The sequence below is a fragment of the Pseudomonas sp. Xaverov 259 genome (assembly GCF_019352915.1).
Classification (GTDB): Bacteria; Pseudomonadota; Gammaproteobacteria; order Pseudomonadales; family Pseudomonadaceae; genus Aquipseudomonas.
In genome coordinates this window covers 439,673-459,848 of the sequence record NZ_JAAAFV010000031.1, presented here as the reverse complement: position 1 = coordinate 459,848, position 20,176 = coordinate 439,673, and the positions used below count along the sequence as shown (strand labels likewise).

At 58.9% G+C, this 20,176-nt stretch carries 18 protein-coding genes; 13 read left to right on the top strand and 5 right to left on the bottom strand.

The features are described from left to right. The first annotated feature begins 54 nt into the window (after positions 1–54). The 3 genes from K0H48_RS12515 (at position 55) to K0H48_RS12505 (ending at position 3,270) form a co-directional block, all read left to right on the top strand. The gene (locus K0H48_RS12515; protein WP_219267693.1) at positions 55–543 is read left to right on the top strand and encodes a GFA family protein; all 489 of its coding nucleotides are present in this window, start codon (positions 55–57) and stop codon (positions 541–543) included. A gap of 94 nt (positions 544–637) precedes the next feature. Next, positions 638–2,461: a serine hydrolase gene (locus K0H48_RS12510; protein WP_219267692.1), complete on the top strand. Its 1,824-nt coding sequence runs from the start codon at positions 638–640 to the stop codon at positions 2,459–2,461. 17 nt (positions 2,462–2,478) lie between these two features. Next, positions 2,479–3,270: a MipA/OmpV family protein gene (locus tag K0H48_RS12505; RefSeq protein ID WP_219267691.1), complete on the top strand. Its 792-nt coding sequence runs from the start codon at positions 2,479–2,481 to the stop codon at positions 3,268–3,270. Positions 3,271–3,412: 142 nt separating this feature from the next. On the opposite strand, the gene K0H48_RS12500 is transcribed toward K0H48_RS12505, so the two are convergent. Beyond that, positions 3,413–4,690 (bottom strand): ATP-binding protein, encoded by a 1,278-nt coding sequence (locus tag K0H48_RS12500; protein WP_219267690.1) that lies wholly within the window; start codon positions 4,688–4,690, stop codon positions 3,413–3,415. Continuing rightward, a complete protein-coding gene (locus K0H48_RS12495) occupies positions 4,691–5,398 on the bottom strand; it encodes a winged helix-turn-helix domain-containing protein (protein ID WP_219267689.1) in 708 nt (235 codons plus the stop codon). Between the two features lie 565 nt (positions 5,399–5,963). Between K0H48_RS12495 and K0H48_RS12490 the strand changes: the two genes are divergently transcribed. The 5 genes from K0H48_RS12490 to K0H48_RS12470 are packed head-to-tail and all read left to right on the top strand — an operon-like array spanning position 5,964 to position 11,275. Continuing rightward, entirely contained in the window at positions 5,964–7,499 is a 1,536-nt protein-coding gene (locus K0H48_RS12490) for a class I adenylate-forming enzyme family protein (RefSeq protein ID WP_219267688.1), read from the top strand. Positions 7,500–7,516: 17 nt separating this feature from the next. Further along, positions 7,517–8,521, top strand: a complete 1,005-nt coding sequence (locus K0H48_RS12485; RefSeq protein ID WP_219267687.1) for a class I SAM-dependent methyltransferase — start codon at positions 7,517–7,519, stop codon at positions 8,519–8,521. Next, positions 8,514–9,632 (top strand): hypothetical protein, encoded by a 1,119-nt coding sequence (locus K0H48_RS12480; protein WP_219267686.1) that lies wholly within the window; start codon positions 8,514–8,516, stop codon positions 9,630–9,632. The genes K0H48_RS12485 and K0H48_RS12480 overlap by 8 nt, the downstream gene beginning before the upstream one ends. Before the next feature lie 12 nt (positions 9,633–9,644). Continuing rightward, positions 9,645–10,031, top strand: coding sequence for an ectoine synthase (locus K0H48_RS12475; RefSeq protein ID WP_219267685.1), 387 nt, complete (start codon positions 9,645–9,647; stop codon positions 10,029–10,031). Between the two features lie 44 nt (positions 10,032–10,075). Continuing rightward, entirely contained in the window at positions 10,076–11,275 is a 1,200-nt protein-coding gene (locus K0H48_RS12470) for an MFS transporter (RefSeq protein ID WP_219267684.1), read from the top strand. On the opposite strand, the gene K0H48_RS12465 is transcribed toward K0H48_RS12470, so the two are convergent. Beyond that, on the bottom strand, positions 11,231–11,833 hold the full coding sequence (locus K0H48_RS12465) for a tRNA-(ms[2]io[6]A)-hydroxylase (RefSeq protein ID WP_138815212.1): 603 nt from the start codon (positions 11,831–11,833) through the stop codon (positions 11,231–11,233). The two genes, K0H48_RS12470 and K0H48_RS12465, sit on opposite strands and share 45 nt — an antisense overlap. A gap of 149 nt (positions 11,834–11,982) precedes the next feature. On the opposite strand from K0H48_RS12465, the gene K0H48_RS12460 reads away from it, so the two are divergent. Continuing rightward, on the top strand, positions 11,983–12,846 hold the full coding sequence (locus K0H48_RS12460) for a universal stress protein (RefSeq protein WP_219267683.1): 864 nt from the start codon (positions 11,983–11,985) through the stop codon (positions 12,844–12,846). A 136-nt stretch (positions 12,847–12,982) separates the two neighbouring features. Here K0H48_RS12460 and K0H48_RS12455 read toward each other — a convergent pair whose 3' ends face one another. After that, the gene (locus K0H48_RS12455; protein WP_219267682.1) at positions 12,983–13,453 is read right to left on the bottom strand and encodes a DUF1289 domain-containing protein; all 471 of its coding nucleotides are present in this window, start codon (positions 13,451–13,453) and stop codon (positions 12,983–12,985) included. Positions 13,454–13,847: 394 nt separating this feature from the next. On the opposite strand from K0H48_RS12455, the gene acnB reads away from it, so the two are divergent. After that, positions 13,848–16,457 (top strand): bifunctional aconitate hydratase 2/2-methylisocitrate dehydratase, encoded by a 2,610-nt coding sequence (gene acnB / locus K0H48_RS12450; protein ID WP_219267959.1) that lies wholly within the window; start codon positions 13,848–13,850, stop codon positions 16,455–16,457. A gap of 200 nt (positions 16,458–16,657) precedes the next feature. Here acnB and K0H48_RS12445 read toward each other — a convergent pair whose 3' ends face one another. Beyond that, positions 16,658–17,935: a serine/threonine transporter gene (locus tag K0H48_RS12445; protein ID WP_219267681.1), complete on the bottom strand. Its 1,278-nt coding sequence runs from the start codon at positions 17,933–17,935 to the stop codon at positions 16,658–16,660. Between the two features lie 415 nt (positions 17,936–18,350). Here K0H48_RS12445 and K0H48_RS12440 point away from each other — a divergent pair, with 415 nt between their 5' ends. The 3 genes from K0H48_RS12440 (at position 18,351) to K0H48_RS12430 (ending at position 20,105) form a co-directional block, all read left to right on the top strand. Continuing rightward, entirely contained in the window at positions 18,351–18,851 is a 501-nt protein-coding gene (locus tag K0H48_RS12440) for a DUF4822 domain-containing protein (protein WP_219267680.1), read from the top strand. Positions 18,852–18,908: 57 nt separating this feature from the next. Next, on the top strand, positions 18,909–19,355 hold the full coding sequence (locus K0H48_RS12435) for a hypothetical protein (RefSeq protein WP_219267679.1): 447 nt from the start codon (positions 18,909–18,911) through the stop codon (positions 19,353–19,355). Positions 19,356–19,490: 135 nt separating this feature from the next. After that, positions 19,491–20,105: a TetR/AcrR family transcriptional regulator gene (locus tag K0H48_RS12430; RefSeq protein WP_219267678.1), complete on the top strand. Its 615-nt coding sequence runs from the start codon at positions 19,491–19,493 to the stop codon at positions 20,103–20,105. Positions 20,106–20,176: the final 71 nt, after the last annotated feature.

Below are 20,176 nucleotides of genomic sequence, written 5' to 3'. Positions count from 1 at the left end.
TGAGGCTAAGGTATTAGCAAAGCGTTGTTACAAACTGCCTTGAGGAGTCAGCTCATGCAACTCGAAGGATCCTGCCATTGCGGCGCCGTAACATTCAGCCTGAACAGCCAGCATCCCTACCCTTATCAGCGTTGCTACTGCTCGATCTGCCGCAAGACCCAAGGCGGCGGTGGTTATGCGATCAACCTTGCCGGCGATACGCAAAGCCTGAAGGTGCAGGGACGCAAACACATCTCGATCTACCACGCCCGCCTCAAGCCCAAGGGCGCCAGCCGTGCGCACGCGAGCACTGCCGAACGGCATTTTTGCTCGCAGTGCGCCAGCGCCCTGTGGCTGTTCAGCCCGGAATGGCCGGAGTTGATCCACCCGTTTGCCTCGGCCATCGACACGCCGTTGCCGGTGCCGCCGGAACACACCCACCTGATGCTCGGGTCAAAGGCGCCATGGGTCGAAGTCAGTGTGCGCAAAGGCGATTTGCAGTTCGACGAATACCCCGAAGAATCCATCGCCCAGTGGCATGAACGTTTGGGGCTGACGCGTTAACACTCTTTGACAGTTTCTCGACAAAGCTCTCAAAGATTGTTGGCCGGCTTGGCCCTAGCATTCGAGCATCCAAACCACCTTTCGGGTGCTCTTCATGTTTCGCACATTGCGCGGTATTCCGTTATGGGGCTGCCTGCTCGGCACGCTCGGCTGCCACGTGCAGCCGCCTGCCCCGCCGGCGATTCCCAAGGGCGATTACGGCGCGATCATCCGTTACCTGCAAGCGCGTATTCCGAAGGAGATGGCGCGGGAGAATGTGCCGGGCCTGTCAATTGCGCTGGTCAATGGTCAGGAGCTGATCTGGGCGCGCGGCTTTGGCCTGGCCGACAAGGCCCAGGGGGTGCCGGTGACCGCCAACACGGCGTTTCGCGCCGGCGGTATTTCCAAGCTACTGACGGCCACCGCGGCGATGCAGTTGGTCGAGCAACAGCGCCTGGCCCTCGATGCACCGATCCAGCAGACCTTGCGCGAATTTTACGTGCGTTCGCGCTTTCACACTGACCAGGCCGCCGCCGACCGCGACATCACCCTGCGCCGCTTGCTCAGTCATCAATCCGGCTTGCCCAGCGAACATTTGCGTGACGTGCGCAGCACCTATGCCATGGGCCAGATGCCGATGCGCGTGTCCGGCGTATGGCTGAGCAGCCCGCCGGGCTCGCAGGTGGCCTATTCCAACCTCGGTTATTCATTGGTCGGCGCAGCCATTGAGCGCAGCAGCGGTAAAAGTTTCGAAGCCCAGTTGCAAAGCCGCCTGCTCAAGCCCCTGGAGATGAACCAGTCGAGTTTTGTCGGCACCGGCACGCAGTTGAGCTTTCGCGCCCTCGGGTACGAAGACGGCGTGGCAAGTACCGATGCCCAGGTGCGTGACCTGGCGGCCGGCGGCTTGTGGGCCAGCCCCAAAGACCTCAGCCACTACGTGCAGATGCTGTTTGCCCATGGCCTCTATAAAGGCACCCGTGTGCTTGAGAGCCCGTCGATTGATCAGATGTTCACCCAGCAAAACACTGGCAATGCCCTGGACTTCGATTGCCAGATGGGCCTGGGCTGGTTCCTCGCACCCTGCGGCGATGAACCCGTCGCCCCCGGCGTGCGCACCTACCAGCACAGTGGCGGCGGCGATGATTTTGCCGCGCAGTTGAGCGTGCTGCCAGACCAGCAACTGGCGGTGATCATCATGGCCAATGACAGCAACGCCGAAGAACTGGTCGCGCGCCTGGCCACCGAAACCCTGCGCCTGATGCTCCAGGCGCAAACCGGGCAGGCCGTGTGCGCCGACGACTGCCAGGCGCCCAGCCATGGGCTCAAATTGCGCCAGGTACCCGCCGCCGTCGACCGCAAGCGCCTGGCCGGGTTTTATGCCACGGCCTGGGGCGTGTTCCGGGTCAAGGATGAGGGCGATCGGCTGACCGGTGAACTGGCCGGGTTTGACTTCGAATTGTTGCGCGACGAGCACGGCTGGCTGCGCGCGCAGAAAAAAGTCTTCGGCCTCTGGTTCAAGGACCTCGGTGATTTGGGCCGCGTACAACTGGACGTGGTCACGGTGCAGGGTCGCCAAGTGCTCACGGCCCGCAGCCATGGCCAACGCCTGGCCATCGGTGAACGCATCGACCCGCCGCCGCTGCCGCTGGCCTGGGCCTCCACCATCGGCACCTATCAGGTGCTCAACACCCATGAACCCGACGCGCCGTTGAGCGGCATCAGCGTGCGCCTGGAGGAAGGCTTCCTGGTGATTCGCGGCCAACTGCACAACGAGCCACTCACCGACTACATCCTGCTTCCCGTCGACAACGCCCACGCGGTGCTGGCCGGCAACGGCTACGGCCTGGGCGATACCGTAAGCCGCCAGGTCAACGGCCTCAGCGCCTCGGGTTACTCCTTCAAACGCACGCAATCGCCCAACAACCTGTTGAATTTTTAACAAGGACGAATACCCAGATGCGCTCAAAAAACCTCTGCCTGTCATTCACCTCGCTGTGCCTGCTCGCGGCTGCAGACACCGCGATTGCCGAAGACTGGCAATACAGCCTCAAGGCCGGCGTAGGCAACCTGCCGCGCTACAGCGGTAGCGACGAACGCATGACCGCGCCACTGCTGGGCGGCAAAGTCGTGAGCCCGTGGGGGATTTTCCTCGACACCGACAAGGGCCTGGGCTGGGGTTACGAAGGCAATGCCCTGAGCTTCAGCGCGTATGTCGGCGCAAGCGCCGCGCGCAAGGACAAAAACGAAAGCCTGCATGCCGGCTCCAAACGCCTTAAAGGCATGGGCGAGATCAAGGCCCGCCCGCAATTGGGCGTCAGCGCCAGCTATAACCTGGGCGGTGTGATTGTTGGCGCGACCCTGGAACATGCACTCAAGGAGAACGACCGCAAAGACACCGGCAAGGCCTACACCCACCTGGAACTGAGCCTGGGCACCAACCTGTATGAAGGCCGCTACGGTTCGGTGGATGCCAGCCTCAGCAGCCACTTTGGCGACCGCAACTACTTGCAGACCTGGTATGGCGTGACCACCGGCCAGGCCGCGCAAAGCCGCTTCAAGGCCTACAAGGCCGGCGCGGGCAACATCAGCAATGGCATGAACCTGGTGTGGAGCCTGCCGATCAGCGAGCACACCCAGTTCTCAACCTTGCTGGATGTGCAGTACCTGGCGGATGAAGCGGGCAAGAGCCCGATCGTGGAGCGACGGTTGCAGACGTCGGTGATGGGGGTTTTGGAATATACGTTCTGATCGGATAGCCCAATCAGAATCTGTGGGAGGAGACTTGCTGTGTGTCAGTCAATTGATCTGTTGACTGATACCGCGCATTCGCAGGCAAGCCAGCTCCCACATTGAAGGGGTTGTCACACCCATTCAGTGTGGGTTTCAAGGGTTACTCGGCGTAGGCCCAGGTCATCCTGAATGACGCCCCGCCCCACTCCGAATCCAGCACTTCCACCTGCCCGCCGTGCCACTGGCTGACACGCTTGACCAGCGCCAGGCCCAAGCCAAAGCCTCCCGTGCGGCGATCGCGGCTGGCATCCAGGCGCAGGAACGGTTCGAAGATCTTCGACCGCCCCTCCATCGGCACTCCAGGGCCATCGTCATTGACCCGCACTTCGTAGCCATTACCGAACTTGACCAGCGACACCTCTACACGGCGCTCGGCATAACGAATGGCATTGCGCAGCAGGTTGATCACTGCACGCGCCATAAAGCGCGGTTCGATCTGGATAAAGTCGACCTCACAGGTGCGCAACGACAACTGCACCCCCGCCGCCTCGGCCTCCAGCGCCACACTGCCGATCACGCTGTCGAGCCAGCTATGCGCTTCGATATTTTCCCGCGTCACCTGGGTGGCGCCGCGCTCCAGACTGGCATAGGTCAACAGTTCGGAGACCATTTCTTCCAGCTCGCCAAGGTCCGAGTACATATCAGCGATCAATTCGCGGCTCTGGCGCGGGTCGGCCTGCTGCTTGAGCTGATCCAGCTCAAATGACAGGCGCGCAATCGGCGTGCGCAATTCATGGGACACCGCGTTGGTCAGTTCACGCTGGTTGGCGATCAGGCTTTCGATACGCTCGGCCATCTGGTTGAAGTGCCCGGCCAGCTCTCGCACGGTCGAACGGCGTGGCAGCAGGATGCGCGAGGCGAGGTCGTTATCGCCAAAGCGCTGTGCGGCCAGGCGAATATGCTCGAGGTCACGCCAATGCGGGCGTACCCAAAAATACAGGACGATGGCCAGGCTCACGCCCAGGAAACCATAGGCCCACAGGTACAACCATTTGGGTTCTTCCGGCAGCTTGATCTGCAGCAGTTGCGGGCCGCCATCAATGGGGGTCAGGAACTCCATGAAGTCGCCGCGCACCACCAACTGGCCGCCCGCCAACAGTTGCTGTTCGCGGTCATTGAGCGCCAGGGTGTCGCGCGGTATCAGCTTGAGGCGCAAACCATAATGGGGTTGCAGCTCAGCCAGGCGCGCATCGCGGGCCGCGCCCTGCACCGGGCGCAGTTGCTCGACCAGGCCATAGGCCGGCCCACGCAAGGCTTCGCGGTTATAGACTTCGTTGGCCTCGGGCAGTAACTCATCGAAGGTGTAGTTGACCAGCCAGATCGCCCCGGCCAAACCCAGCGCCAGGATCACATACAGGCGCAGAAACAGGCGCAGCATCTAGACCTCCCACGCAAACGGATTGAACAGATACCCCTTGCCCCAGATGGTCTTGATGCACACCGGTTCGCGCGGATTATCGTTGAGCTTGCTGCGTAACTTGCTGATGTACACGTCGACACTGCGGTTCAGGCCGTCAAAGGCAATGCCGCGCATGCGGTTGAGGATGTCGTCGCGCGAAAGGATAGTCCCCGAGTGACTGGCCAGCAGCCACAGCAATTCGAACTCCATGGTAGTGAGGTCGATGGCCTCACCGCCCAGGCTGACGCCCCGGCAACTGCGATCAATTGACAGCCGGCCGAACTCCAGCGCACCACGCACCGTGGGCTCCGGCACCTGGCGGCGCTGCAGGGCACGCAGGCGGGCGAGCAATACCGGCGGCTTGATCGGTTTGATCACGTAGTCGTCGGCGCCCGACTCCAGGCCCAGGATGTGGTCCAGGTCATCTTCCTTGGCGGTAAGGATGACGATGGGCGTGTCGGACACGTTACGAATCCCCCGGCACACGTGCAGCCCGCTCTGGCCCGGCAGCATCAGGTCGAGCACCACAATCTTCGGCTTGTAGTCGAGAAAGGCCGCCAAAGCCTCATCACCCCGATGCACCACGCGCACCTCGAAACCATGTTGCGACAGGAAGTGCGCGATCAGCCCTGCCAGCTTTTCATCGTCCTCAACGAGCAGGACCTTGCCCAGACCCAGGTTTTCCATAAGTTCTCAGTGTGGATGCGCGGATTGAAGTGTGAGCATTATAGGTGGCAAGCTGGCCTGAAAAGGTACTGGGCGCAGCAAAAAACGCCTTTCTGTGGGGCTTTCGAACAACCTTCATGTTTTTAAAGGTTTTTAACATTTCACCCGGAGTTTTTAACGTATCAAATCGCGGCGTTCGCAGCCTTGCCCAAGAAAAATCGTAATTTTTCTGACAGCCATAACTCACGTCATTTTCGGAAGTTTCGACACTAACATTTATTGAGCAAACGCCTTAAATTGTCACGACGCAGTGACAAAACAGTGACGCGGCCGTCGTTGACAGCCCAACAACGCCAATGAAACTATCCATGCACTTTTCAGCGACACCTGCCGATGAAAGTCATGGAAGATAATTAAAATAAATATCAAAGGGGTGATATCGTGCACTCGCAACTTTTATCGATTGCTACCCCTGGTGCTTACCTCAGCGCCTTATTCAAACACAGCCCTTATTTAATTTAGCGAACCGCGCTTACACAGCCGTTCTGTCTTTATTTAAGCGTGTTATTGAATACAGGTACACACCATGCTTTTGTATCACGAGGTCATCGAACATAACGCCTCCCGCCACCCGCACAAGTGCGCTGTTGCGCTCGATGCCGTCCATTGCAGCTATGGAATGCTTCAAGCAAGAACGACACAAATAGCCCGACTGCTGGTCGCCAGCGGTGTTCAACCAGGCGATCGCGTCGCCCTGTATTCACCGATCTGCATCGATCTCATTGCCGCTTATCTCGCCGTCCTGCGCGTGGGTGCAATTACGGCGGCAACGCACCCCACTTACAGCCGCGAGAAACTGGTTCACCAACTCAAGCATACCGGTGCCAGGGTCCTCATCACCCAAGGCTGCGAGGCGCTGGAAACACTGGGTCGGGACACCGATTTAGAACGAATAATAATGATCGGCGACGCTGAGGCAACGCCGCCTGAGGTCATCTCTCTAGACCACGCCGTATTGGCGCCCGACGTTGCGCAGGCAGCACTTCCCGACCTGCAGGACAACGCCCGCATCACCTCGATCTTCTATACGTCCGGCTCGACGTTCAATCCAAAAGGTGTGGTCGTTAACCACTCAATCATGGTTGCCGCAACGACGAGCGTTACCGCCTATTTGAACAACACACCCGACGACGTGATCCTCAGCTATTCCACACTGGCTTCCGATTACGGCGTGTACAACATCCTGATGCCCTTGTATTTCGGTGGCACGTCGGTCATTGAAAGTCGCCCGCCTCAGGATGCAGACGCGGTGCTGAAGGTCGCGGAACGCGAAGGGGTGACTGGCATGCACATCTTCCCGCCGATATTTTTCCTGCTGGCCGAAACAAAACAACACTGGCAACGTCAACTGCCTCGTCTGCGCTACATTTCCAGCAGTGGCCAGCCGCTGTATACCCGCCACATAAAACGCATTCGTGCTGCACTTCCCGCTGTTCAGATTTACTCCAACTATGGGCTGACCGAATGCAAACGGGTCAGCTACTTGCCACCTGATTACATTGATAAATACCCCACTTCAGTTGGTAAACCCTTACCCGGCGTCACCTCACTTATTGTCGATGAGGAAGGCAAACAGATAACACAGCCGGGAGTTATTGGTGAACTTTGGGTGAGCAGCGACTACCTGTTGCTGGAGTATTGGAAAATGCCCGAGGCTACTCATACGGCTATCAAGACCGGTGTAGTCGGTGCACAAAGATTCTATTGCACGGGCGACCTCTTCAAGCGAGACGATCAAGGCTTTCTCTATTACGTCGCCCGCAAGGATGATGTATTTGCACGCAACATATGGAATGTCAACCCGCGCGAAATAGAGCAGTGCCTGGCCTCTCACCCGGCCGTCGCCCAAGTGGTTGTAGTGCCTGTGGCGGATGAGTCTGCCGGATTTTTGCCCAAGGCTTGTGTGGTGCTGGAGCGCAACCATGATTCAAGTTGCGAAGCCGCACTGCATGAATACTGCAAACGGCATATGGACTGGCACATGGTCCCTGCGCAGTGGGCGTTTATGGACGCATTGCCGCAAACCGATTCAGGCAAGACGACCGGCAAAGGCCTGGCTTGACATCAAGGAGCGATTCGATGGATCACTTGCACAACAGTAGGCTCGAAACAGACTTACAAAACAGCTCGATGTTTAAACTGGCCGAGCATTTTCACAGCCTGGCCACTGGCTCCACACAGGTTCCTTCGCGCCCACTCACCAGCCACCTGCGCGAGACAATCGTTGACGCCGATGTCGTCGCTTATCACGATCAACTGGTAGCTGAGGCCGGCCCACTGTTTTCACATTTCCTGGCCAGCGTGCCGTACATTCTTGAGGAAATGGCACGCATTGGTGTGGCGCTCACCCGGCTTTCCCAGGCCCGCCGCACAGGGCCGGAGCAACGCTTCAGTTTTTTTGAAGTCGACGCCTTCGACGGCAGCAACGGCCGCGCGCTGGCAGCTCACTCTGCCGGCCTGGTGCAGACACTGACCTGCTCGCCTAACCGTGCCAATCAGCTCGCCTTCGACCGGTTTGCAAGCCCCGAACACTCGCTGTTCTACCCGGAGTCGTTCTTCAAAGTCAGCCCGGCGCTACTTGGCTCACCGCCTCTTGCACGATTTGCCGAAGGTTTTGATTACCTTTACGAAACCGCGGCCTTCCAGTTTTACACCCAGGACCGCGACTTACAGCTCAGCCATGTCAAACCGCTACTCAAGCCAGGCGGCCTCGCGTTCTTTTTAGAAAAGGTCAATCACGTCGACCCTCAAGAGTATCTGCGCCGAGAGGCGTTGAAGGACCAGGACTTCAAGACGCGTTACTTCACCGCCGCAGAAATCGAGTGGAAGCGCTTGCAAATGCTCGATCAGATGGCAAACGGCCAAGTGTGCATGGACGTGCTGGTGGCAGCCCTTCAGCGGCACTTCAAGTACGTGTTCCTGCTATGGAACAGCACCAACTTCTGCGAGTTCGTTGCCTCAGACGAACTCGACCATATTGAGCAATTCATTGATTTGCTTGGCCCAGTCAACCAACCGCGCTCCTTTTGCTTCGAACACGCCTGCCTGGGCAAGCAGACACAAAAGGAAGCGCCCAATGCCTGAAGCTTATCTATCAAGGTGGCGCGAACGCGCAGCCCTGGCCGACAAAAATCGCCAATTGAGCGATCAAACACTCAGTGAATTGCACACCAGCGGCTTGCTGTCGTTAGTGTGCCCGCGCCGGGCGCAACCGACATTGCCTGGCTGGCCAACGCTGGTGCGCTCATCCAGGACGGCAGCCAGGGCATGTGCGTCGACGGGCTGGTTGATTAGCCTGGTGGGCGGACATGCCGCCATCGCCGCACGCCTGAACCAGGCCTTCGAGGCGAAACTCTACCGTACAGGCACGCCCCAACTATTTGCCTCCGCGTCAGCAGGCCTGGACAGTCGATTCTGGTTTGAACCTGAGGGCATGCGCGTCAGTGGTCAATGGCGCTTCAGTTCCGGCATCGAACATGCCACGTGGTTGATCCTGAATGCCCCATGCCCCAACCATCCCACGGCCGGCGCCAGCGAACGCTGCCTGGTTGTCATAGCGAAAAAAGACGTCGTTGTACTCGATTCCTGGGATACCACGGGCATGCGCGCGACAGGCTCTCACGATGTAGTGACACCCGATCTGCTGGTGCCTCATCACGAAGTGTTTCCACTTCAACACGTGTTTGGCCACCGGCCGGCTGGGGCCGGGCACGAGTACCTGTACTGCGTACCCATCGTGCCTTTCATCACGACGTCGATCATCGGCCCAATTCTGGGATGCGCCGAGGGCGCTTATGAGCTGCACCTCCAGGCACTGGCACGAGATACCACAGCCCCTTGCGCCATCGCCCTTGAGCGCGCGGCCCACAGTGGCGCGCAGTTGACAGCAGCCGGTGCGCTGTTTGATTCACTGGTCGATCGTCTGCATGCGTCGGGCCAGGCACAACGCGCGCTCACCGAGCGCGAGTTGCTGGCCCTCAAGCGTGATCGCAGCTACCTCACCCACCAATGCGTCGAAGCAGTACGGCGTTTGGTCGAACACAGCAGCGCCTCGCTGATGACCACCGAGAACCCGTTGCACAGGCATTGGCGCGACCTGCAGACCATGGCCGCCCACCGTGACGTGCACTGGGACTCGGCCATGTTGGCGAGCGCCACCTCAGAACTCCATCACTGCCTTAACGCCCAGCATTAACAGGAGACGACCATGTTTGTTCGCAACAAGACCGATATTGAGAACACCGCTCACTTTGTTGAATGGGGCGCTGGAACCAGTCACCGCCTGCTGACGGAGAAAGACGGAATGGGCTATACCGTCTGCCATACCGTTGTGCGTGCTGGCACAGAGTCGCTGCTGCACTACCGCAATCACTTGGAAGCCTGTTACTGCATCGCTGGTGAAGGTGAGGTTGAAGATATGGACGGCAATATCTACCCGATCCGCCCGGGCGATATGTATGTCCTGGACCAACATGACCGGCATTATCTGCGCGGTGGCGTGAATCAGGATCTGATACTGGTGAGCGTGTTCAACCCGCCGCTTCGTGGCGATGAGCGCCATAACCTCACCGATACCGCCGGCTCAAGCTATTAAGCAGCCGGTTTGTTGACGCTTTGATCCATTGATACGAGAGCACCATGCGCAAGGACTACCTGGCTTTTTTTATCTCGCTGTTCCTGTCGCGGCTGGCGGACCAGATTCTGTTGTTTATCGTGCCGCTGATCGTGTTCCAAACCACCAACAGTGTGTCGTGGGCCGGCTTGGCGTTCTTTGTCGAGTCACTGCCGCGTTACCTGGCGTTCCCGGTATGCGGTGCATTGTGCGACAAGTTCTCGCCGGTGCGCATCCTGCATATCAGCCAGGTTTACCGCGCGTTGGCGTGCGTGGTGGCGGTGGTGTTGTATGGCGTGTTCGACGGTATCTATTGGTTGGTGATCCTGTCTGCGCTGTGCGGCGTGTTGACGACCCAGGGCATCATGGCGCGTGAAGTGGTGATGCCGCATATCTTCAAGCATTACACCTATGCCAAGACCTTGTCCTACTCGCAGATCGCCGACCAGAGCGGCCTGGTGCTGGGGCCACTGGTAGCGGCGCTGATGTTGGAGGTGTGGGCGTGGCCGTGGGTGGTGGTGGGCATTGCCGGGCTGTTTGTGCTGGCGGACCTGGCGATGTTGGTGTGGCAACGCAACACCACGGTCAGCCTGGAAAGCTTTGAGCAGCATCAGGATATCTGGCTGCAGCCGCTGCGCATTGCCGTCGGGCACATCCGCAAGCTGGCGGAACTGAAGCGGGTCATTGCCCTGGCGGTGGGCGTCAACCTGATTATCGGGGTCACGCTGGCGACGTCTGCGGCCATGGTCACTGGCCTGTTCGCCGCCGGCAAAGATGCCTATGCACTGTTGCAGGCTGCCGGCGCGGTGGTGACCATCGTCATTCTGTTTTACCTGGCGCGCTCCAGCCTGCCGCTGAAGGTGCTGGGCGGGCTGTCGTATTCAATGATCGCGGCGGGGGCAGTGATCATGGCCGTCAGCCCCAACTTGTGGGCTTACACCCTGGGATTTTTGCTGATCACCGGCTTCGACAAGATGTTCAACGTGTACATGCGCAGCACTCGCCAGCGAGTGATCCCGGTGCAGGACTTCGGCAAGACAGTCGGCGTGATTACGTTGCTCAACAACTTGGCGCAGCCGCTGGCGGGTTTGTTGATTGCCGTGCTGGCGGCGCCGCTGGGCACGCAAACGGTGATCTTGCTGCTAGCCGGGATCACCGCGCTGATCGGCGTGGCCGTCGCCTCAGGCTGGCACGCCACTGTGAAAGCGGAACTCGATGTCGGGTGACTCGATCAGTTCCTGCTCGGCGGCGCGCACCCGTTCGATGACCTGGGCGATGTCTTTGGCATCGCCATACTGGTAGGCAAGCTTCAGGTAACCCTGGAAGTGCCGGGCCTCGCTTTTGAGCAAACCAAAGTAGAACTTGCCGAGTTCTTCGTCCAAATGCGGCACCAGGGCTTCGAAACGCTCGCAACTGCGCGCCTCGATAAAGGCGCCGACCACCAGCGTGTCCACCAGCTTGACCGGCTCATGGCTGCGCACCACCTTGCGCAAACCTGAGGCATAACGGCCGGCATGCAGTTGACGCAGCTCGACCTTGCGCTTTTTGATCAGGCGCATGACTTGTTCATGGTGCACCAGCTCTTCACGGGCCAGGCGCGACATCATGTTGATCAGGTCCACATGGGCGTGGTACTTGGCGATCAGGCTGAGGGCGGTGCTGGCGGCTTTGAATTCGCAGTTCTTGTGGTCGATCAGCAGGGTGTGCTGATCGGCCAACGCGGCCTGGACCCAGGCATCAGGGGTGCGGCAGCCGAGGAATTCGTGGATTTCTGGCAGGTTCATCGGGCTCACGGGCAAAAGGATCACAAAAGGCCGGCGATTATACCGACCCCGCCGCAGACCACCAGTCGCGCGCCTTGATGTGCATCAACATGACGTCTGGCAGGCAGCAACTATAGTTGTTCCAGGCCCACCCTTTGGAGACCCCGACCATGCAAGCCATCCGCAGCATCCTGGTGGTTATCGAACCTGAGCATTCAGAAAGCCTGGCCCTCAAGCGTGCCAAGCTGATTGCCGGGGTCACCGGCGCACACCTGCATTTGCTGGTATGCGACAAAAAGCACGAGCATTCGGCGCTGTTGAGCCTGCTCAAGTCCGGCCTGCAGGAGGACGGCTACAGCGTGACCACCGAGCAGGCGTGGAATGACAGCCTGCATGAAACCATCATCGACGTGCAGCAGGCCGAAGGCTGCGGCCTGGTGATCAAGCAGCACTTTCCAGACAGCCCTTTGAAAAAGGCTCTGCTGACGCCGGCAGACTGGAAACTGCTGCGCTACTGCCCTACTCCGGTGCTGCTGGTGAAAACTTCGACGCCCTGGGCCGGCAAGGTGGTGCTGGCGGCGATTGATGTGGGCAACAACGACAGCGAGCACCAGGCGCTGCACAACACCATCATCGACCATGGCTTCGACATAGCCCGCTTGGCCAAGGCGCAACTGCACGTGATCAGTGCCCACCCGTCGCCGATGCTATCGGCGGCAGACCCGACCTTCCAGCTCAAGGAAACCATCGAGGCGCGCTATCGCGAGCAGTGCAAGGCGTTCCAGGCTGAGTTTGATATCGACGACACCCACCTGCATATCGAGGAAGGCCCGGCGGATGTGTTGATTCCCCATGCCGCGCACAGCTTGCAGGCGGCGGTGACCATTATCGGCACGGTGGCGCGGACAGGAATTTCCGGAGCGCTGATTGGCAATACGGCGGAGGTGGTGCTGGATGCGGTGGAAGGTGATGTGCTGGTGCTCAAGCCGCAGGAGTTGATGGATCATCTGCAGGAACTGGCTACCAAGGCCTGACCTGACATAGCCTCCTCAGACCATGGAGATCAAATGTGGGAGCTGGCTTGCCTGCGATAGCGACCTTTCAGTCAAAACACCCTTGGCTGATCTACCGCCATCGCAGGCAAGCCAGCTCCCACATTGACCTCTGCGGTCAGTGGCCCAGTGCGTCCTTCAGGAACCCCGGCGCGATATAGCGCTGGTAATGCGCCTCGGACAAGATAAAGAACTCACGATCGATGGCATCCCGCAGATCCGGGAGTGCCCAGCCGCGAAACTCCGGCAGCAGCACCATGCCATAGGCTTCGAGGTTGGAAATCACCCGCGCGCCTCGGGCGATCAACTGGTACGCCCAGCAGTACTCGGACTGGTGTGGCACAAAGCGAATCTTGCGCTGCTCAAGCTGCGCGCGCAGCAGCTTGGGGTCGAAGACTTCCAGTTTGCCGGCCATCACCTGCACCAACAGTTGCTCCAAACGCAGCCATACCGCACGTTTTTGTTCTTCGTTGTAGCCATTCCACTGGATCACCTCATGGTGAAAACGCTTGCAACCGCGGCACACGAGATCGCCGTATACCGTGGAGCACAGGCCAACGCAGGGGGTCTTGATGGCTTGGTTGGACATGGGCAAGGCACACAAATCAGCGAAACGGTGCACCATGTTAGCCCTTTGTCTAAGGTTGATCACCCAGCAAACTTGGTTAGGTAACTTACCTTTAGATTTTTTTTGCCGTAGAATCACCCGGCCTTGTAAGGCGCCAATAATCCGCTGGAAGCTGTTTTCAAAGCGTCACGAGCACAGTCGTTCCTTCAGAACGGTGTTGGCGCAGGTTCGACCCGGTAGGTCAGAGCCCGCGCCAACCCTCATCAGCTCCGTTCTGCAGGCGTAAAACTTTGAAAGCAGCTTCTGTGAGGAATGCCGGCAGCGCTGGCTTTGCGGCCCAAAAAGCCCCCGAGCGCATGCGTGCCGTTCATTTCTGGATGAGCGTCCCGTGGGACCACTGATGAGGGTAATAACTGTGCTTGAAGCCTACCGCAAACATATCGAAGAGCGCGCAGCACTGGGTATCGTTCCCCAGCCGCTTAACGCCGAACAAACCGCAGGCCTGGTCGAGCTGCTGAAGAATCCTCCGGCTGGCGAAGAAGAATTTCTCGTTGACCTGATCACCAACCGCATTCCACCAGGCGTTGACGAGGCTGCTTACGTCAAGGCCGGCTTCCTGTCCGCCCTGGCCAAAGGCGAAGTCACTTCTCCCCTGATCGACAAGAAACGCGCTGTTGAACTGCTTGGCACCATGCAAGGCGGCTACAACATCGTGACGTTGGTCGAGCTGCTGGACGATGCCGAGCTGGCCCCTGTCGCAGCCGCCCAACTCAAGCACACCCTGCTGATGTTCGATGCGTTCCACGACGTGGCCGAAAAAGCCAAGAACGGCAACGAGCACGCCAAAGGCGTGATCCAGTCCTGGGCTGACGGCGAGTGGTTCCGCAACCGCCCAACCCTGGCCGACAAGATCAGCTTGCGCGTCTTCAAGGTCACCGGCGAAACCAACACCGACGACCTGTCCCCTGCCCCGGACGCCTGGTCCCGCCCTGACATCCCGCTGCACGCCCTGGCCATGCTGAAAATGGCACGCGAAGGCATCGTGCCGGACGAGCAAGGCAAAACCGGCCCGATGAAGCAGATCGAAGAGATGCGCGGCCAAGGTTTCCCGATCGCCTACGTCGGCGACGTGGTGGGTACTGGTTCGTCGCGTAAATCGGCAACCAACTCGGTACTGTGGTTCTTCGGCGACGACGTTCCTAACGTGCCGAACAAGCGCGCCGGCGGCTTCTGCTTCGGCAGCAAGATCGCTCCAATCTTCTACAACACCATGGAAGATGCCGGCGCACTGCCAATCGAATTCGACGTTACCAACATGAACATGGGCGACGTGATCGACCTGTACCCGCATGCTGGCAAAGTCTGCAAACACGGCACCGACGAAGTCCTGACCACCTTCGAAATGAAGACCCCGGTTCTGCTGGACGAAGTTCGCGCCGGCGGCCGTATCCCGCTGATCATCGGTCGCGGCCTGACCGACAAGGCGCGCGCTGAACTGGGCCTGGGCCCTACCGACCTGTTCAAACTGCCAGAAGCGCCTGTCGACACCGGCAAGGGTTTCACCCTGGCACAGAAAATGGTCGGCAAGGCTTGCGGTCTGCCAGAAGGCAAAGGCGTTCGTCCTGGCACCTACTGCGAGCCGAAGATGACCACCGTGGGTTCTCAGGACACCACCGGTCCTATGACCCGTGACGAACTGAAAGACCTGGCGTGCCTGGGCTTCTCGACCGATCTGGTAATGCAGTCGTTCTGCCATACCGCGGCTTACCCCAAGCCGATCGACGTGACCACCCACCACACCCTGCCCGACTTCATCATGACCCGTGGCGGTGTTTCGCTGCGTCCAGGCGACGGCATCATCCACAGCTGGCTGAACCGTATGCTACTGCCGGATACCGTCGGCACCGGTGGTGACTCCCACACCCGTTTCCCGATGGGCATCTCGTTCCCGGCCGGTTCCGGTCTGGTCGCGTTCGCCGCAGCCACTGGCGTAATGCCACTGGACATGCCGGAATCGATCCTGGTGCGCTTCAAAGGCAAAATGAAACCTGGCATCACCCTGCGTGACCTGGTTCATGCCATTCCTTACTACGCGATCCAGGCTGGCCTGCTGACCGTAGAGAAGAAAGGCAAGAAGAACGCCTTCTCCGGCCGCATCCTGGAAATCGAAGGCCTGAACGACCTGACGCTGGAACAAGCTTTCGAGCTGTCCGACGCCTCGGCTGAACGTTCGGCTGCCGGTTGCACCATCAAGCTGTCCAAGGATTCGGTCACCGAGTACCTGAACTCCAACATCACCCTGCTGCGCTGGATGATCGGCGAAGGCTACGGCGATGCACGTACCCTGGAACGTCGCGCCCAAGCGATGGAAGCCTGGGTTGCCAACCCGCAGCTGATGGAAGCCGATGCCGACGCCGAATACGCCGAAATCATCGAGATCGACCTGGCCGAAATCAACGAGCCGATCCTCTGCGCACCGAACGACCCGGACGACGCCCGTCTGTTGTCCAGTGTTGCCGGCGAGAAGATCGACGAAGTGTTCATCGGTTCGTGCATGACCAACATCGGTCACTTCCGCGCGGCCGGTAAGCTGCTGGAGCAGGTCAAGGGTCAGCTGCCAACCCGTCTGTGGCTGTCGCCGCCGACCAAGATGGACGCTCACCAACTGACCGAAGAAGGCTACTACGGTATCTACGGCAAGGCTGGCGCGCGCATGGAAATGCCGGGCTGCTCGCTGTGCATGGGCAACCAGGCACGTGTAGAGCCGAACTCGACGGTTGTGTCGACTTCGACGCGTAACTTCCCGAACCGTCTGGGTGATGGCGCGAACGTCTACCTGGCCTCGGCAGAACTGGCGGCAGTCGCCTCCACTCTGGGTCGCCTGCCGACCGTCGAAGAGTACATGGGTTATGCAGCGAAACTGGACACCATGGCCAGTGACGTTTACCGCTACCTGAACTTCGACCAGATCGCCGAGTTCCGCAAGATCGCAGCAAGCGCCAACATCCCGGTGATTCAAGCCTAAGATGTGGTGATTTAAAGAACGCCGCGCATCGCAAGATGCGCGGCGTTTTTTTATGCCTGCAATACAAACAACTGTGGGAGCTGGCTTGCCTGCGATAGCGGTGGATCAGTCACCAAATACAGTGATAGAACCACCGCTATCGCAGGCAAGCCAGCTCCCACATTTTTAAACCTGTGCAGTCATACAGACCGCATCAAGGCTCAAGCAACCAGCGAATACACCAACGCCGTAATCGCCACCAAGCCTACTGCCGTCACAAACACATTCGACGCCTGCCCACGGTACTTGGCCATGGCCGGTACTTTGCGGATGGCGTACATCGGCATCAGGAACAGGATCGAGGCGATGATCGGGCCGCCGAGGGTTTCGATCATGCTGAGGATGCTCGGGTTAAGCGTGGCAACGAGCCAGCACACTACCAGCATGAAGGCGGCGGTCATGCGGTCCAGGGACTTGGCAGCCGGGCGACGACCGGTTTTTAGCACCAGCCCCTTGAGCCCTTCGCTGGCGCCGATGTAGTGGCCCAGGAACGACTTGGCAATCGCCACGAACGCAATCAACGGCGCGGCAAAGGCGATGGTCGGGTTGTCGAAGTGGTTAGCCAGGTACGACAGGATCGACAGGTTCTGCGCTTTCGCTTCAGCCAGTTGTGCTGGCGACAGGGTCAGTACGCAGCTGAACACGAAGAACAGCACCATTGCCACCATCAACAGATGCGCACGGCACAGGATCTGCGAGCTGCGCGCATCGGCGTTGGCGCCGTACTGGCGTTTCTGGTCAACCGCGAAGGCCGAGATGATCGGCGAATGGTTGAATGAGAACACCATCACCGGAATCGCCAGCCACAGGGTATTGAGCAGCACGGAGGGCGCCGGGACTTCGCTGACGGTGCTGAGGATGCCGCCGGTCCAGTGCGGGATCAGGTACACCGCCAGGAACAGCAAGGCGACGATGAACGGATACACCATCAGGCTCATGGCCTTGACGATCACTTGCTCACCGCAACGCACCACGGCCAGCAGGCCGAGGATCAACACAAAGGCCAGGATCGCGCGTGGAGGCGGCATGATGTGCAGTTGGTGCTCCATGAAACTGCTGACCGTATTGGTCAGGGCCACGCTGTAGATCAGCAGGATCGGGAAGATGGCGAAGAAATACAGCAAGGTGATCAGCGCACCGGCCTTGAGGCCGAAATGCTCTTCGACCACGTCGGTGATGTCGGAGCCGGCACGGCCGGACAGCACGAAACGCGTCAGGCCACGGTGAGCGAAGAACGTCATCGGGAACGCCAGCAATGCCAGGATCACCAGGGGCCAGAAGCCGCCCAGGCCCGCGTTGATCGGCAAAAACAAAGTACCGGCGCCAATGGCGGTGCCGAACAGGCCGAGCATCCAGGTGGTGTCCTGGCGGCTCCAGCTTGTGAGGGTTGCAGGTGTCGTTGCATAGCGTTCGTCGACGCTATTGGCCTGATCATTCATCCGGTCGGATCTCCGCATTTACACGGCCGGGGCGAGTCAGAAAAACCTGACAGGCAGCGCCTCGACCATAGAAGGGGCCGGATTGTCCGGGATTCTCTCGAATAAGCAAAGACTTAGCTGAGGAATGGTTGAGCGGTGCAGCCGCTCAAGGAGGGGTGCGGACGGCAGTTTTCAGAGGCTTCGGCAGGTTATGGAGTCGCCCCAACCCGTTTAAAAAACAACTTAAAAGAAGTGTCCGACATTAAAAACAGACACACCCTACATCTAAATTACATTTCCACTGAAATAGACTCTTAACTGTTACAGGACCATACATAACTATTGAGCCGCCGCCAGAGCACAAACTAAGATCGTCCCGCCCCTCGCACAAAAAAAACATGCCAGACTCTTTGTCAACAGCCTCAGGAGTTCAAGAATGAGAACGCTCAGTATTGTATTAACCGGCCTGTTTCTAATCGGCTTATTTAAATCCAGCGAAAGTTACGCAACGGCAACCGAACCTGACCGGGATGTGCAGGCGCTGGCCTCTTCCCCGCAATGGCTGACCACCAAAGTCTATATCGAGGGTGCGCCAGACAAGGACGTCAAGGCCAACTACCCCGGTGTGGTGGGCATATCAATGTGGGACCCGCAGCGCAACCGCTATGAGTTCTTCTACGCGGACACCGGGCTTTCAAAATACGCCGATGGCGGTGGCGGCTACTTCCTGGTCACCGGCGACAAGAACACCCATATTCTGGTGCCCGATGTGGGCCAGGTCAAAACCGTGGTCAGGCGCCTGGAAAAACTCGACAAGAACGAGTTCACCTACTCTCGTGAAGTACCTCGCGACATGGTTGCCAACAACCCTCTTGTTCGAATTTATGTCGTGCATGCGCCTTATATCGGGCCGATAAAAACTGCACTGTCGAACTAATGAACACTCACGCCAGACACTACGACCTGTAAATTCATAGCCTGCAAGGTGCTCAAGATGAACCCATTCAACGCCCTCCTGTCACTGTTAATACCTGTGCTGTTGAGTATTGCGCTGTTGCCCGGAGCAGCCACTGCCAACACCACCGCTTCCTCCAGCGTAAACACTGTGGCTGCCACCCCTGATAACGCCATTATGTTAACGGTGTTTCTCAAACATGATCAGTCGCGGCCCTTGAGCGAATTGAAGACACAATTGGCCAAGCAAGCGTTTCACAAGGCATTTCCTCCAGCCGGGGTTGAAGTGGTCAGTTGGAATGTAACCATGGGTATCGGACAGATCGTTGTGCTACGCCTGCCGGCTTCGCGCCTGGCAGAGGTCAATCTGGCGATAGAGCGCACTGCCTGGGGCGCATACACAACGGAATTTTATCCTACCTATGATTTCCGGCCGATCGCGCAGGCAGAGCAAATCCAGGCGCGGCAGGCGGACCCCGCCCAATAATGGCAGTGTGGCGGCTGCCGCTTGAGAAATCTGCGGCATCGCGCGGAGAATACATTCCACAACAAATCTATTTTCGAATCGGTCCCGTTACTGTACTTTTCAGTCAGTATCCGCCTGCATCCTGAGAGCCCCGCCATGCCTCGCGTCTCCCGTAAACAAGCCGAACTCAACCGCGAAATCATTGTGGAGGCGGCCACGCACCTGTTTCGCGAGCGCGGGTTGCACGGTATCAGCCTGTCGGACGTGATGGCTGCGGCTGGCCTGACCCACGGCGGTTTCTATGGGCACTTCGCGTCCAAGGAAGCACTGGCCACTGAGGCGTGCCAAAAGGCGTTCGAACAAGCGAACCTGGGCTGGCAGGAAAAAATCAGCCGCAGTGATGATGTGCATGCTGCCCGTGAGGCCATCCTGCGTCCGTATTTATCCACCCACCACCGTGACAATCCTGGCGACGGCTGCCCCATTTCGGCCTTCACCCCGGACATGTGCCATGAGCCCGCCGACACAGCGTTGCAACACACCTTTATCGACGGCGTTGAACAGTCACTGGAGGTTTTTGCGCAGCTTCAGGATGAAGACCGTCAGGCCATGCTCGCCAAGTACGCAATGATGATTGGTGCCGTCACCCTCGCCCGTGCCACACGCGGCAGCAGCTTGTCAGATGAATTCCTCGAAGCTGCAAGAAACACCCTACTGCAAGAGCAGAGTTCGGACAGCGCCGTTGACAGCCACGCATCCGCCCCAGCATGATCGGGCCATGAACCTGATTCAGCGCCGCCTCACCCGCACCACCACCACGACCGCTTATGGCGGGTCGTGCG